Here is a 14,104-nt window from a genome sequence, read left to right on the forward strand (position 1 = left end):
ATTTACATTCGGTCGCGACGCGTCGGCGTCAAGGGCGGGGGCGCCGATTTCGGATCGGGACATTCGCGGAGGCGGGCGCCGCCGTTCGAGCGCGAGCCCCTCGCCGGGAGGGCGAAGGGCGAGACAGCCGAGGCGGGGGCGGAGCGGGAGGGCGGCGCGCGAGCCGGGATCGATCCGGAAGGGATCAATCTCCGACGTACTCGTCCTCCACCTCCCGGCTGATCCTCGCCTCGCGGCGCTTGCGCATCGACAGGAAGACCGCGGTCGCCAGGAACAGGGCGGTGGCCGTGTAGAGCCCGATCGAGATGTTGCTCTGAACCAGGATCCACGGGTCGCCGCCCGAGATCGACAGGGCGCGCCGCAGCGAGCTCTCCATCTCGCGGCAGAGCAGCAGGCCCAGCACCACCGGCACGAGCGAGATGTCGAGCTTGCGCAGGACGAAGCCGACCACGCCGAAGGCGACCATCACCATCAGGTCGAAGGAGGAGTTCGAGATCGAGTAGATGCCCACGAACGACACCATCACCACGAGCGGCATCAGGGCCCAGAGCGGGACCGCCAGCATGCGCGTGAACACGCCGACCAGCGGCAGGTTGAGCACCAGCAGCACGAGGTTGGCGATGAACAAGGAGGCGATCAGGCCCCAGACGATGTCCGGCTGGTTCTGGAACAGCAGCGGCCCCGGCTGGATGTTGAGCGAGATCAGCAGCGCCAGCAGCACCGCGGTCGTGCCCGAGCCGGGAACCCCGAGCGCCAGCATCGGCACCAGCGCGCCGCCGGCGGCGGAATTGTTGCCCGCCTCCGGCGCCGCGACGCCGCGCGGGTCGCCCGTGCCGAAGGTGCCCTTCTTGTCCGAGTAGCGCTTCTCCATCGTGTAGGCCAGGAACGAGCCGAGCGAGGCGCCCGCACCGGGCAGCACGCCCGCGATGAAGCCGACGCCGGAGGAGCGCAGCATCGCCGGGAAGGTCGGCTTGATGTCGCTCCAGCGCGCGAAGGCGCGGTTCACCTTGATGGCCTGCGACCGCTCGTGCATCTGCTGCTCGAGCATGATCAGCACCTCGGAGATGGCGAACAGGCCCACCAGCGCCACGATGGGATGGAAGCCGTCGAAGAGGTGGAACGAGCCGAAGGTGAAGCGCGGCACGCCCGATTGCGGGTCGATGCCGACCGCGCCGAGCGCCAGCCCGATCGTCGCCGCGATCAGCGTCTTGGCCGGGTTCGCGCCGGTGATGCCGCCGATCGTGGCGAAGGCCATGACGAAGAGCGCGAAATATTCCGCCGGGCCGAAATGGATCGCGAAGCGCACGAGCAGCGGCGCGAACAGCATCAGGCCGATCGTGGCGATGAATGCGCCGGTGAACGAGGCGATGCCGGAGATGGCGAGCGCTTCGGGCGCCTTGCCGGACTTCGCCATCGGGTAGCCGTCGAGACACGTCATCATCGCCGGCTCGTCGCCGGGGATGTTGAGCATGATCGACGAGATGCGCCCGCCGTACATGCAGCCGTAATAGACGCACGTCAGCAGGATCAGCGAGGAGCCCGGCGGCAGGTCGAGGGAGAAGGCCAGCGGGATCAGCACCGCCACGCCGTTGACGGGCCCCAGCCCCGGCAGCGCGCCGACGATGGTGCCGATGAAGCAGCCGATCAGCGCGAGCGCGAGGTTCTGGGGCGTCAGCGCCTCGGCGAAGCCGATGAGGAGATAGCCGAGAATGTCCACGCGCGTTTGTCCCGTGTGCGACGGCCGCCGAAAGCGGTCGGGGGGCGGCTCAGCCGAAGATCGGCCCCGCCGGCAGCGGCAGGCCGAAGCCCGCGTCGAAGAGGAAGAACAGGCCGAAGCCCATCCCGGCGCCGAGCAGCACCGCCTGCAGCCAGGTCGCGCCCAGGATCTTGGCCAGCAGCATCGTCGCGATCAGCGTCGAGATCGGGAAGCCGAGGGGCTCGATCGCCATCGGATAGCCGAACAGGACCGCGAGCGTCGCGGCCTGGGCGAGGACCTGGGGCCAGCGGAACCAGACCGGGTCCGCGTCCGGGCGCACGATCAGGAACAGGGCGAACACGCCCATCGGCACCGCGACCATGCGCGGAAAGAAGGACGGGCCGGCCGGGTCGCCGAAGCGCACCGCGTAGGAGCCGGCCTCGATCCAGTACCAGATCGCGAGGGCGAGAAAGATCGCCCCCGCGATGCGGTCGCTCCAGCGGGATTGCGCCACGAGCGTCGTCCTTCGATCAGTCGATCACGCCGATGGCCTTGGAGATCGCGCGCGTGCGCTCCTCGCTCTCCCGGACGAACGCCTCGAACTCCGCGCCGCCGCGCCAGATCGGGGTGAGGCCGGAGGACACGGCGGCCTCCTGCCAGGCCTCGCTGTCGTAGAGCTCGTCGAGGATGTCGACCCAGCCCTGGTAGGCCTCGTCGGAGACGTCGCCGCCCGTGTAGAAGCCGCGCCAATTGTAGCCGACGGCCGGGATGCCCTGCTCGGTCGCGGTCGCGATGTCCGGATAGGCCGGCAGGCGCTCGTCCGCCATCACCGCGAGCGGCTTGACGTCGCCGGACTGGATGAAGCCGCCGATCTCGCCGATGTCGGTGAGCACCGCGTCGATGTGGCCGCCCATCATCTGGGTCACGGCGTCGCCGCCGCCGGAGAACTCGACCCAGCGGATCTGCCCGAGCTGATCCTCCGGCACGCCGGCCTCCTGGGCCATCATCAGGAAGCGCAGGTGGTCCCAGCCGCCGATGGCGGAGGAGCCGCCGAGCACGACGGAGGTCGGATCGGCCTTCACCGCCTCGAGCAGGGCGTTGGCGTCGGCGTAGTCCGAGTCGGCCGGCACCATCAGCGTGCCGACGTCGGCGCCGAGCATGCCGATCCAGCGCATCGTGTCGAGGCCGGACGGATAGCGCCCCTGCGCGATCTGGGTGATGCCCACCGTCGAGGTCGCGACGATGAGGTTCTCGTCGCCGGGGCGCTTCGAGGCGACGTTGGCGAAGGCGACCGCGCCCACCGCGCCCGGCATGTTGGTGACCTGGACCGAGCCCGGAACGAGGTCCTGCTCGTCGAGGATGCGGCCCACCGTACGGCAGGTGAAGTCCCAGCCGCCGCCCGGATTGGCGGGGGCGATGCACTCGACGTTCGTGGGCTCGAAGGCCGCGACCGGGGTCGCGAACAGGGCGACGGCGGTCGCCGCCGGCGCGAGGCGCTTCAACATCATCTTGCTTCCTCCACTTCTTGCGGGCCCGCTCGGAGAGGCGGGCCGCGTTCTTGGCTGGCGGCAAGAAGACACCTGCCTTCGCCACCGGTCAAGCCGCTCTGGCCGCGGATGCCGCCGACCCGGGGGAAAAATTACCGATTCGAGAGGGTGGTTGCAGCATTGGTGCGCGCGCCGGTCCGTATCCGGCGGGAGATTTCGGCGATTCTGGTTTCCCGACGAGGTCGGATGGGCGAAAACGCGCGGCGACGGGGTCCGCGCTCGTGTATGGTCCCCCGATCCGCAGGACAGGAAAGGAACGGTCATGGCCGAGGCTGTGCATCCCGTGCCCGAGGGCGCCACCATCGAGGTCTGCGAGGTCGGGCCCCGCGACGGCTTCCAGATCGAGCGGACCTTCATCCCCACCGCCGAGAAGATCGCCATCGTCAACGCGCTGGCGAGATCCGGCATCCGGAAGATCCAGGCCACCTCCTTCGTCTCGCCCCGCGCGGTGCCGCAGCTCGCCGACGCCGAGGACGTGCTCGCGGGAATCGAGCGCACGCCGGGGCTCGTCCTCACGGCGCTCGTGCCGAACGCGCGCGGCGCCGAGCGCGCGGCGCGCACGCAGGTCGACGTGATGGGCCTGTTCTGCTCGGCCTCCGAGACCCATTCGCGCAAGAACGTCAACGCCTCGGTGGACGAGACGCTGGCGCGCTTCCCGCCCGTAGTCGAGATCGCCAGGGCCGCCGGCAAGCGCGTCCAGGGCGGCGTCGCCACCGCCTTCGGCTGCCCCTTCGAGGGCGAGGTCGATCCGCAGGCCGTCGTGAAGATCGCGCGCTTCTACCGCGATCTCGGCATCGTCGACCTCAATCTCGGCGACACGACCGGCATGGCCACGCCGCTGACGGTCCGCGCCGTGCTGGCCGCCTTGCGCGAGGCGGTGCCCGAGATGATTGCGACGCTGCACTTCCACAACACCCGCGGCGTCGGACTCGCCAACGTCATGGTCGGGCTCGCGGAGGGGATCACCCGCTACGATTCCTCCGTCGGCGGGCTCGGCGGCTGCCCCTTCGCCGCCGGCGCCACCGGCAACATCTGCACGGAGGACCTCGTCTACCTGCTGCACGAATCGGGCTACGAGACCGGCATCGACCTCGACGCGCTGATCGCGGCGGCGAAGCGCACCGAGCGCGCCATCGGCCGCGAGCTGCCCGGGCAGGTGATGAAGGCCGGCCCGCGCCTCACCCGCCATTCCGTGGACGCCGTCGCCACGGCTGCGGGGTGAGCGCGATGGACCAGCCTCTGGCCGGGGTGAAGGTCGTCGACCTCACCCGCATCCTGTCGGGCCCGTTCTGCTCGATGCTGCTCGGAGATCTCGGCGCCGACGTGATAAAGATCGAGGCTCCCGAAGGCGATCACGTCCGGGGCCAGGGCGCGATCGTCGAGGGAATGTCCTGGTACTTCGCGAGCTTCAACCGCAACAAGCGCTCGATCACCCTCGACCTGCGCTCGGAGGAGGGCAAGGCGATCCTCCACCGGCTGGTGGAGGGCGCCGACGTGCTCGTCGAGAACTTCCGTCCGGGCGTCCTCGACAAGCTCGGCCTCGGCGAGGCCGCGCGCGAGCGGCTCAACCCGCGCCTCGTCGTGGCGAGCGTCAACGGCTACGGCTCGACCGGCCCTTATGCCGAGCGCCCCGCCTTCGACTTCATCGCCCAGGCGATGTCGGGCTTCATGGCGGCGAACGGCACGCCCGAGACGGGCCCCCTGCGCTGCGCCCCGCCGATCACCGATCTCGTGGCGGGCCTCTACGCCGCCTTCGGCGTGCTGGCGGCCCTGCGCGTGCGCGACCGGGACGGACGCGGCCAGGCGGTCGAATCCTCCATGATGATGGGCATGGTCTCGATGCTGGCCTATCTCTCGGCCGCCCAGCTCGCCACCGGCGCGAGCCCTCCGCCCACCGGCAACGACCATCCCGTCGCCTCGCCCTACGGCCTGTTCCAGGCGTCCGACGGCGGCGTGGCGGTGGCGCCCTCCACCGCGCCGATCCTGCACCGCTTCATGAAGACGATCGGGCTCGAGCACCTGCTCGACGAGCCGCGCTTCGCCACCAACGCCGACCGCGTGGCGCATCGCCGCGCGCTCAACGCGCTCATCGACGAGGCCATGCGTCACGAGACCCAGGACGTCTGGATCGCCCGCCTCAACGCCGCCGGCGTCCCCTGCGGGCGCGTCCAGACGCTGGCCGAGGTGGTCGAGGACCCGCAGGTGGCGGCGCAGGAGATGGTGCTCGACGTGCCCCATCCCGGTCACGGCGTGGTGCGGATGACAGGCTTTCCCGTCAAGCTGTCGCAGACCCCCTGCCGCATCAACCGCCCGGCCCCGGATCTCGGCGCCGACACCGAGGCCGTCCTGGCGCAGGCCGGGTTCTCGGCGGACGAGATCGCGCGCTTCCGCGAGGCGGGGGTGGTGTGAGGCGCGGGCGCCGCCTTGCCGCCGCCGCCGATACCGGCTAGAGCCGCGCGCATGACCGACACCAAAGCCGCCCCCGTCGTCGCCGCCGGCTCCGTGCGCTTCGGCAACGACCTCCCGCTCGCGCTGATCGCCGGCCCCTGCGCCATGGAGAGCCGCGCCCACGCCCTCGAGACGGCCGCCGCGCTCAAGGAGATCGCCGAGCGCCTCGGCATCGGGCTCGTCTACAAGTCGTCCTTCGATAAGGCGAACCGCACCTCGGCGGGCTCGGCGCGCGGGATGGGGCTCTCCGCCGCGCTCCCGGTCTTCGCCGAGATCCGCGAGAGCCTGGGGCTGCCCACGCTGACCGACGTGCACGAGGGGGCGCAGTGCGCCCCCGTCGCCGAGGCGGTCGACATCCTGCAGATCCCCGCCTTCCTCTGCCGCCAGACCGACCTCCTCCTCGCCGCCGCGGCGACGGGGCGGGTCGTCAACGTCAAGAAGGGCCAGTTTCTGGCCCCCTGGGACATGGCGAACGTGGTGGCCAAGGTGGTCGGCGCCGGCAATCCGAACGTGCTCGCCACCGAGCGCGGCGTTTCCTTCGGCTACAACACCCTCGTCTCCGACATGCGCGCGCTGCCGATCATGGCGCGGACGACGGGCGCGCCGGTGATCTTCGACGCCACCCATTCCGTGCAGCAGCCGGGCGGGCAGGGGGCCACCTCCGGCGGCCAGCGCGAGTTCGTCCCCGTCCTCGCCCGCGCCGCCGTGGCGGTGGGCGTCGCGGGCGTCTTCGTCGAGACCCACGAGGCCCCCGAGCGCGCGCCCTCCGACGGCCCCAACATGGTCCGCCTCGCCGAGATGGAGGACCTGCTCGCCGAGCTGATGGCGTTCGACCGGCTGGCGAAGGGGCGGCGTGGGCGGTGACGCCGCGGCGCCGGTGCGCGCCGTCCGCGCAGCCGGCATGCGCATCGCCCCTCTGCCGAACGGGGCGCGGGGCCGCTAAGCTGCGCGCATGAGTTCCCAGGACCGGGCCCCGTGACGACCGAGGCCGCCGCCACCGACCGCGAGATCCGCCTCGCCATCGCGATCTTCGCCGTGGCGGGCTTCGCCTCGACCGTGTCCTCGCGCATCGCGGACCCGCTCGTCACCACCATCGCGGCCGATCTCGCCGCCTCGGTGAAGACGATCGCGCTCCTCGCCACCGCCTTCGCGCTGCCCTACGCGCTGATCCAGCCGGTGCTGGGCCCGATCGGCGACGCGGTGGGCAAGCTCGCCGTGATGCGCGCCTGCCTCGTCGTGCTGGGGCTGAGCCTCGTCGCCTCCGTCTTCGCGCCGGACGAGACGACGCTGCTGGCGCTGCGGGTGATCTCCGGCGCCGCGGCGGGCGGCGTGATCCCGCTCGCGCTGGCCGCCATCGGCGACCGGGTCGGCATGGAGGGGCGGCAGGTGGCGATCAGCCGCTTCCTCTCCGCCGTGATCCTCGGCCAGCTCGCCGGGGCGACGCTGTCGGGCGCGCTCGCCCTCGTCATCGGCTGGCGCGGCGTCTTCGCGCTCTCCGCCGGGCTCGTCGCCCTCGCGATCCTCGCCGTGACCTTCGGCGCCGCGCGCTCGCGCGAGCCGCGGCGCGCCGTCGACCCGAAGCTCGCGCTCGCGCGCTATCGCACCCTCCTCGGCATGGTGCGGGCGCGCGCCCTGTTCGCCTTCGTCCTCGTCGAGGCGGCGGCGATCTTCGGGCTCTTTCCCTTCGTCTCCGTCCTGCTCGAGCGCCGCGACGCCGGCGGGCCGGCGGAGGCGGGGCTCGTCATCGGCGGCTTCGCGATCGGCGGCCTGCTCTATGCGCTCGTCCTGGTGCGCCCGCTGGTGCGGCTGCTCGGCACCAGCCGGATGGTGGCGTCGGGCGGCGTGCTCTGCGCCGGCGCGATCCTCGTCGTCGCCGCCTCGGCCGACTGGCGGCTGACGGCCGGCGCCTTCACCGCGCTCGGGCTCGGCTTCTACATGATGCACAACTCGTTTCAGACGCAGGTCACCGAGCTCACCGCCGAGGCCCGCGGCTCGGCCACCGCGCTGCACGCCTGCTTCTTCTTCATCGGCGCGGCGCTCGGCCCCGCCCTCGTCGGCGGCGGCTTCGCGCTTCTCGGCGAGGTCGCGACCCTCGTCGTGTGCGCCGCCGCCTGCGCCGTGCTCGGGCCGGTGGCGGGGGCGATCCTCGCGCGCACCGACCCCGCCCGGATGCCTCAGCCCCGCGCGCGGTAGGGCGGAACGCCCTGGTCCGGCAGCCACAGGCCCTTCGGCGCCTCGCCCGTCTGCCAGAACACGTCGATCGGGATGCCGCCGCGCGGGTACCAATAGCCGCCGATGCGCAGGAACTTCGGCTCGAGCAGCCCGGCCAGCCGCCGGCCGATCGCCACCGTGCAATCCTCGTGGAAGGCGCCGTGGTCGCGGAAGGAGTGGAGATAGAGCTTCAGCGACTTCGACTCGACGAGCCACGGCCCCGGCGCGTAGTCGATCACCAGGATGGCGAAGTCCGGCTGGCCGGTCACCGGGCAGATCGAGGTGAACTCCGGGCAGGTGAAGCGGGCGAGATAGTCGGTGTCCGCGTGCGGGTTCGGCACCCGGTCGAGCCGGGCCTCCTCCGGAGAGGCGGGGACGTGCGCGGCCTTGCCGAGCTGGAGGTTGGTTTCGTCGATCATCGGGGGATCCTCGTTGTCGAGACGGCAGATGCCCCCGCGCCGGCCCGGCGTCAATCGCACGGTCGCGCGCTTGCCAGCACGGGCCGCGCGGCGTAATCCCGCATCCGACCGGTGCTTTCACGAGCCTCTCGACATCCCCCGGAGCAGACATATGACCGCGATCGCGAACATCCTCGCCCGCCAGATCCTCGACAGCCGCGGCAATCCCACCGTCGAGGTGGACGTCTACCTGGAGGACGGAGCGATGGGCCGCGCGGCGGTGCCGTCCGGCGCCTCCACCGGCGCGCACGAGGCGGTGGAGCTGCGCGACGGCGACGCCGGCCTCTACAAGGGCAAGGGCGTGCTCAAGGCGGTCGACGCCGTCAACGGCGAGATCCTCGACGCGCTCGCCGGCATGGACGCCGAGGACCAGGTCGCCGTCGACGAGGCGATGATCCAGCTCGACGGCTCGCCCAACAAGAGCCGGCTCGGCGCCAACGCCATCCTCGGCGTGTCGCTCGCCACCGCCAAGGCGGCGGCGATCTCCTGCGGCCTGCCGCTCTACCGCTACGTCGGCGGCACCCAGGCGCGCACGCTGCCCGTCCCGATGATGAACATCGTCAACGGCGGCGCTCATGCCGACAACCCGATCGACTTCCAGGAATTCATGGTGATGCCGGTCGGCGCGCCCTCGATCGCCGAGGCCGTGCGCATGGGCTCGGAGATCTTCCACACGCTCAAGGCGGGCCTGAAGAAGGCCGGGCACAACACCAATGTCGGCGACGAGGGCGGCTTCGCCCCGAACCTGCCCTCGGCGGAAGCGGCGCTCGACTTCGTCATGAAGGCCATCGAGGAGGCCGGCTACGCGCCCGGCGACGACGTCGTGCTCGCCCTCGACTGCGCGGCGACGGAGTTCTTCCGCGACGGCGCCTACGTCTACGACGGGGAGGGCGGCCGCCGCCGCTCGCCGCAGGAGCAGGCGGAGTACCTGGCGAAGCTCGTCGCCGACTACCCGATCCGCTCCATCGAGGACGGCATGGCGGAGGACGACTGGGAGGGCTGGGCCGCCGTCACCGCGGCCATCGGCGACCGCTGCCAGCTCGTCGGCGACGACCTCTTCGTCACCAACGTCGAGCGCCTCTCCCGCGGCATCGCGGAAGGCGTCGGCAATTCGATCCTGGTGAAGGTCAACCAGATCGGCTCGCTGACCGAGACGCTCGCGGCTGTCGACATGGCGCATCGCGCCGCCTACACGGCGGTCATGTCCCACCGTTCCGGCGAGACCGAGGACGCGACCATCGCCGATCTCGCGGTCGCCACCAATTGCGGGCAGATCAAGACCGGCTCGCTCGCCCGCTCCGACCGCACGGCGAAGTACAACCAGCTCATCCGTATCGAGGAGGAGCTCGGCCCCAGCGCGATCTACGCCGGCCGCGCCGCCCTGAAGGGCCGCGGCTGAGAGGCGCGCCCCTCACAGGGCGTCGAGCAGCGCCTCCAGGGCCTCGATCGAGTCCACCACGTGGTCGGCGTGCGGCTCCACCTCGGCGCGCGCGGCGGCCCGGCGGGGACCGCTGAGGACCGCGATGGCGACGACGCCCGCGGCTCGCGCGGCGTGGAGGTCGTGCAGGCTGTCGCCGACGAGCGCGACCTCGCGCGGCGCGAGACCGGTCGCCGCGACGAACGCGGCGACCATGCCGGGCTCGGGCTTCGCGCCCCAGCCGCTGTCGTAGCCCGCCACGAAGGGGCAATGCCCGGCGATGCCCAGCGCCGCCGCCTGGGCGCGGGCGGAGGCCTCCGAATCGTTGGTCGCGACCCCGAGCGCCACGCCGCGCGCCGCCAGCCGGGCGAACAGGGCGGCGGGCGCGCCGATCGGCGTGAGGCTGTCGAGCCCGTGCCGGGCGAGGAGCGCGTCCACCTCCGTGCGGAAGGCCAGGTCCGGCGCGCGCCCGAGAATATCCGCCCAGGCCGGGGCGAACGCGTCCGTCGAGCCCGCGACGAGGGGAGAGGAGGGCAGGAATCGCTTCTCCTCCGCAACGTAATGGCTGACCGCCATCAGGCGCGCCAGCCGCTCGCCGTCGCCGCGGGCGAGGTGGCGCATCACCGCGTCGAAGGCCGGGCCCCAGGTGAGATCGAAGTCGATCAGCGTGCCGTCCTTGTCGAACACAAGCCCCTTCAAGCCCATCGTCCTCGCCCTCGTCGCGCCGGAATGCGCGTCCTGTCTAGACGGCGCGACCGCCTCGCGGAAGCCCGCTTCGCGCCCCGCGCGTCTGTGGACCACTCTTCACACAGGGTTGCTCGTTTGGTGACGATGCAATATTCGTTTTGTCGAGAATCGTTGGGACCCGGAATCGGAGCCATTTTGGGGGGCTGCGGTCGGCGGATCAGCCGAACGGGCCGGGTCGCCGGCCCGATGAGGAGTGGAGCGTCATGGCCGAAGAAATTCCGACCGTCGATTACGTCGCCGTCGCCGCCGACGTCGTCTCGTCCTACGTCGCCAACAACTCGCTGCCGGCGCAGGATCTACCGGCGCTGATCGAGCAGGTCCACGGGGCGTTCAAGGCCCTCGGCCACCCGCGCGAGCCGGAGGCGGCCCAGCCGCTCAAGCCCGCGGTGCCGATCCGCCGGTCCGTCACGCCGGACTTCATCGTCTGCCTGGAGGACGGCAAGAAGTTCAAGTCGCTCAAGCGGCACCTGCGCACGCGCTACGGCCTGACGCCCGAGCAGTACCGGGAGAAGTGGGGACTGCCGGACGATTACCCGATGGTCGCGCCCAACTACGCGCGCGCCCGCTCCGACCTCGCCAAGGAGATGGGCCTCGGGCAGCAGCGCCGCCGCCGCCGCGCGCCGCGCTGACGCGCCGGCCGTCCGGGGAGCCGAGGCGGACGCGCGTCGCCGGCGCGGCGCGCGCGAGCCGGGCGTCGCGTCGACGTCGTTCGGCCGGCGTCGCCCCGGGCGCCGGGCGCGTTCGGCTCGGGCGCCTCCTTCCTACCTGGAATTGTATTCTGGATTTGTTCTCACAACCTTCTTGACAGTGCGCTCACGAAATGCACCCATTGGCCGTCGTCATCGTGAAGGGCGGAAAGCCGATGCAGCGCGTTTCGTACACGGAACAAAGAGAGAACGTAAATTCGAGCGACCCGACGGAAGCGGGAGCGGTGGAGACGGCGCGGGACGACCGCGCCGCGCCGGTCGGCGCTCCCGGGCGCTCGCGGGGCAAGAGGCGGCGCCAGCGCGGCCGTCACGCGCGCCGGGAGGCGGGAGGCGCGTCGTCCCGCCTGCCGCGCGGCGCGGTCAGGCTGCTCGAGGCCTTGAGCGCGCCGGACGCCTACGCGCTGCCCGATCCGCTCGAGCCCGGCCGCGTGGTGGTCCGCGCCGGGGCGGATCGGCGCGGCGTCTCGCTCAGCCGCGGCGCCTTCGCGTCCGCCGACGCCGACGCCCTCATCGCCGCGGACCTCGCCTCCTGGGTGGGCGCGGGTCGCGGGAAACGTCTCGCTGCATCCGCTGCAGGGCATGCGTGGCTGAAGCGGGGCCAGGCGAGCGAGGCGCCGTTTTCAACCCAGCATAGAGACACCGTCGACGAGACCCGTCCCGACCCCGAGCGCGGCGCCCCGGCCAAGGTCGCGGTCAATTCCGCCGAGAGCCCGCTCGCCTGGCTCGCCGGCCGCAAGAACCGCGACGGCACGCCCTTCCTCGATCCCGCGGCGCTGGAGGCCGGCGAGCGCTTCCGCCGCGACCTCACCATGGCCGGCATCATGCCCGGCGTGACGGTCGACTGGTCGCGCTTCGGCGGCGGCGGAGCGGCCCAGGGCGGCGTTCCCGAGCGCCAGTCGATGACGGAGGCCCTCGTCGCCGCGCGCCAGCGCATCGCTCGGGCGTGCGACGCGCTCGGACCCGAGGACGCGGACCTCCTGATCGACGTCTGCGGCTTCCTGAAGGGCCTCGCCACGATCGAGCGCGAGCGCGGCTGGCCGGCGCGGTCCGGCAAGATGCTGCTCGCCCGCGCCCTCGGGCGCCTCGCCGCGCATTACGGGCTCGCGGCCGTGGCGCAGGGGCCGGAGCGCGCGCGCCGCATCGGCGTCTGGCGGGCGTGAGGCGAGGGAGGGTGCGGAGGCGCCCGCGTCAGGCGGCTTGCGCGGCGGCGGCGTCGCGGCGGATGCGCTCGACCATGGCGCGCACGCCGTTCGAGCGCTGCGGCGTCAGATGCTCGCGCAGGCCGAGCTGGTCGAAGATCGCGACCGCGTCGGTCCGCGTGATCTCCGAGGCGTGCTTGCCGGAATAGAGCGCGACGAGGAGCGCCACGAGGCCGCGCACGATGTGCGCGTCCGAGTCGCCGCGGAAGGCGAGCACGGGATCGTTCTCGCCTTCGGCGCTCGTCTCGAGCCAGACCTGGCTCGCGCAGCCGTGAACGCGGTTCGTCTCGTTGTGCGCCTCCGCCGGCAGCTCGGGCATCATCCTCCCGAGCTCGATCACGTAGCGGTAGCGTTCTTCCCAATCGTCCAGGAACTCGAGGTTCGCGACGATCTCGTCGAATGAGGGCAGCATGACCCTAAATTGGCGCTCCCGCGCGCGCAGGCAAGCCCTTTTCGCGCCGAACCATCCCCGCAGGGGAGGGAGTCGGCCCGCAGGGCCGGCGGGTGGGGAGGGCGAGGCGCGACGTCAACCCACCGACTCCCCTCTCCACCGGGGAGAGGGCAATCCCCTCGCCGGACGGTCCCGGTAGCCTTCCCCCCGCGCCCCGCCGTGCTAGAGCAGATCGCTTCCTGATGGAATCGCGCGGGGGATTCCCTTCGAGGCCAGTTCGTGATTCACGGTAGAGGCTGGCGGAGGAGGCCAGCCGCCATGACGAAGCCCCTCTCGATGGATCTGAGGCAGCGCGTCCTCGCTGCGGTCGATGCCGGCATGAGCCGCCGGGCCGCGGCGGACCGCTTCGGGATCGCGCCGTCCGCGGCGGTGAAGTGGTTCAACCTTCGGCGCGAGACGGGCTCGGTCGCGCCGCGGGCGCAAGGCGGCGACACGCGGTCCGGGCGGATCGAGGCGCTCGGCCCGGTCATCCTCGCGATGGTGGAGGAGGCGCCGGATCTCACCCTCGTCGAGATCGCCGAGCGGCTCGAGCGCGAGCACGGCGAGCGCTTCGCGCCCTCGACGGTGCACCGCTTCTTCGGCCGCCACGGCCTGACGTTCAAAAAAAGTCCGGCCACGCCAGCGAGCAGGACCGCGCCGACGTCGCCGCGGCCCGCGAGGCCTGGTTCGAGGAGCAGCCCGAGCTCGACCCGCAGCGGCTGATCTTCATCGACGAGACCTGGCTCAACACCAAGATGGCGCGGTTGCGGGGCCGCGCCCCCGAAGGCGAGCGCCTGCGCGCCGGCATCCCTCACGGCCATTGGCGCACCACGACCTTCGTGGCCGGGCTCAGGATCGGCGGGATCGACGCGCCGATGCTGATCGACGGCGCGATCAACGCGGCGAGCTTCCTCGCCTACGTCCAGCAGGTCCTGGTTCCGACGCTGAGCCCCGGCGACGTGGTGATCATGGACAACCTCGCCAGCCACAAGACCCCCGCCGTGCGCGAGGCCATCGAGGCGGCCGGAGCCGAGCTGCGCTTCCTGCCGCCCTACAGCCCGGACTTCAACCCCATCGAGAACGCCTTCGCCAAGCTGAAGGCCCTGCTCAGGAAGGTCGCCGCCCGGACGCGCGACGCCCTCTGGAGCGCCGTCGCCGACGCCATCGAAGCCTTCCCGCCAGAGGAATGCGCGAACTTCTTCACCGCAGCAGGATATGAACCCGAGTGGTGAGAATCTGCTCTA

General features: G+C 71.8%; 14 protein-coding genes. 8 read left to right on the forward strand and 6 right to left on the reverse strand.

The annotated features are described in order from the left end of the window. Positions 1–184 precede the first annotated feature (184 nt). Genes ABL310_RS11020 through ABL310_RS11030 form a run of 3 tightly spaced genes read right to left on the reverse strand, consistent with a single transcriptional unit; the run spans position 185 to position 3,204 of the window. A complete protein-coding gene (locus tag ABL310_RS11020; RefSeq protein WP_349371724.1) occupies positions 185–1,717 on the reverse strand; it encodes a tripartite tricarboxylate transporter permease in 1,533 nt (510 codons plus the stop codon). A gap of 49 nt (positions 1,718–1,766) precedes the next feature. Beyond that, positions 1,767–2,210 carry a tripartite tricarboxylate transporter TctB family protein gene (locus ABL310_RS11025; protein WP_349371725.1) on the reverse strand — a complete coding sequence of 148 codons (444 nt, stop codon included), beginning with the start codon at positions 2,208–2,210 and terminating at the stop codon, positions 1,767–1,769. Positions 2,211–2,226: 16 nt separating this feature from the next. Further along, complete coding sequence (locus tag ABL310_RS11030) at positions 2,227–3,204, reverse strand: tripartite tricarboxylate transporter substrate-binding protein (protein WP_349371726.1); 978 nt, start codon at positions 3,202–3,204, stop codon at positions 2,227–2,229. Between the two features lie 301 nt (positions 3,205–3,505). Here ABL310_RS11030 and ABL310_RS11035 point away from each other — a divergent pair, with 301 nt between their 5' ends. From ABL310_RS11035 to ABL310_RS11050, 4 genes are all read left to right on the forward strand, one after another. Next, on the forward strand, positions 3,506–4,465 hold the full coding sequence (locus tag ABL310_RS11035; protein ID WP_349371727.1) for a hydroxymethylglutaryl-CoA lyase: 960 nt from the start codon (positions 3,506–3,508) through the stop codon (positions 4,463–4,465). Positions 4,466–4,470: 5 nt separating this feature from the next. Then, positions 4,471–5,652 (forward strand): CoA transferase, encoded by a 1,182-nt coding sequence (locus ABL310_RS11040; protein WP_349371728.1) that lies wholly within the window; start codon positions 4,471–4,473, stop codon positions 5,650–5,652. A gap of 51 nt (positions 5,653–5,703) precedes the next feature. Next, positions 5,704–6,555, forward strand: a complete 852-nt coding sequence (kdsA, locus tag ABL310_RS11045; RefSeq protein WP_349371729.1) for a 3-deoxy-8-phosphooctulonate synthase — start codon at positions 5,704–5,706, stop codon at positions 6,553–6,555. Positions 6,556–6,666: 111 nt separating this feature from the next. Next, complete coding sequence (locus tag ABL310_RS11050; protein ID WP_349371730.1) at positions 6,667–7,884, forward strand: MFS transporter; 1,218 nt, start codon at positions 6,667–6,669, stop codon at positions 7,882–7,884. Here ABL310_RS11050 and queF read toward each other — a convergent pair. Further along, positions 7,866–8,321: a preQ(1) synthase gene (gene queF / locus ABL310_RS11055; protein ID WP_349371731.1), complete on the reverse strand. Its 456-nt coding sequence runs from the start codon at positions 8,319–8,321 to the stop codon at positions 7,866–7,868. The genes ABL310_RS11050 and queF overlap by 19 nt on opposite strands. 151 nt (positions 8,322–8,472) lie before the next feature. Between queF and eno the strand changes: the two genes are divergently transcribed. Next, on the forward strand, positions 8,473–9,759 hold the full coding sequence (gene eno / locus ABL310_RS11060) for a phosphopyruvate hydratase (protein ID WP_349371732.1): 1,287 nt from the start codon (positions 8,473–8,475) through the stop codon (positions 9,757–9,759). 12 nt (positions 9,760–9,771) lie between these two features. On the opposite strand, the gene ABL310_RS11065 is transcribed toward eno, so the two are convergent. Continuing rightward, on the reverse strand, positions 9,772–10,482 hold the full coding sequence (locus tag ABL310_RS11065; protein WP_349371733.1) for an HAD family hydrolase: 711 nt from the start codon (positions 10,480–10,482) through the stop codon (positions 9,772–9,774). Between the two features lie 245 nt (positions 10,483–10,727). Between ABL310_RS11065 and ABL310_RS11070 the strand changes: the two genes are divergently transcribed. After that, entirely contained in the window at positions 10,728–11,153 is a 426-nt protein-coding gene (locus ABL310_RS11070; protein WP_349371734.1) for a MucR family transcriptional regulator, read from the forward strand. A gap of 455 nt (positions 11,154–11,608) precedes the next feature. Next, positions 11,609–12,391 (forward strand): DUF6456 domain-containing protein, encoded by a 783-nt coding sequence (locus ABL310_RS11075; protein WP_349371735.1) that lies wholly within the window; start codon positions 11,609–11,611, stop codon positions 12,389–12,391. 28 nt (positions 12,392–12,419) lie between these two features. Here the strand turns inward: ABL310_RS11075 and ABL310_RS11080 are convergent, their stop codons facing one another. Next, positions 12,420–12,842, reverse strand: a complete 423-nt coding sequence (locus ABL310_RS11080) for a SufE family protein (RefSeq protein WP_349371736.1) — start codon at positions 12,840–12,842, stop codon at positions 12,420–12,422. Between the two features lie 297 nt (positions 12,843–13,139). On the opposite strand from ABL310_RS11080, the gene ABL310_RS11085 reads away from it, so the two are divergent. After that, a protein-coding gene (locus ABL310_RS11085; RefSeq protein ID WP_349368028.1) for an IS630 family transposase occupies positions 13,140–14,092 on the forward strand; the annotation gives its coding sequence in 2 pieces (ribosomal slippage) (positions 13,140–13,482 and positions 13,482–14,092; 954 coding nt in all). Positions 14,093–14,104: the final 12 nt, after the last annotated feature.

It is taken from the genome of Salinarimonas sp. (genome assembly GCF_040111675.1).
Taxonomy (GTDB): domain Bacteria; phylum Pseudomonadota; class Alphaproteobacteria; order Rhizobiales; family Beijerinckiaceae; genus Salinarimonas.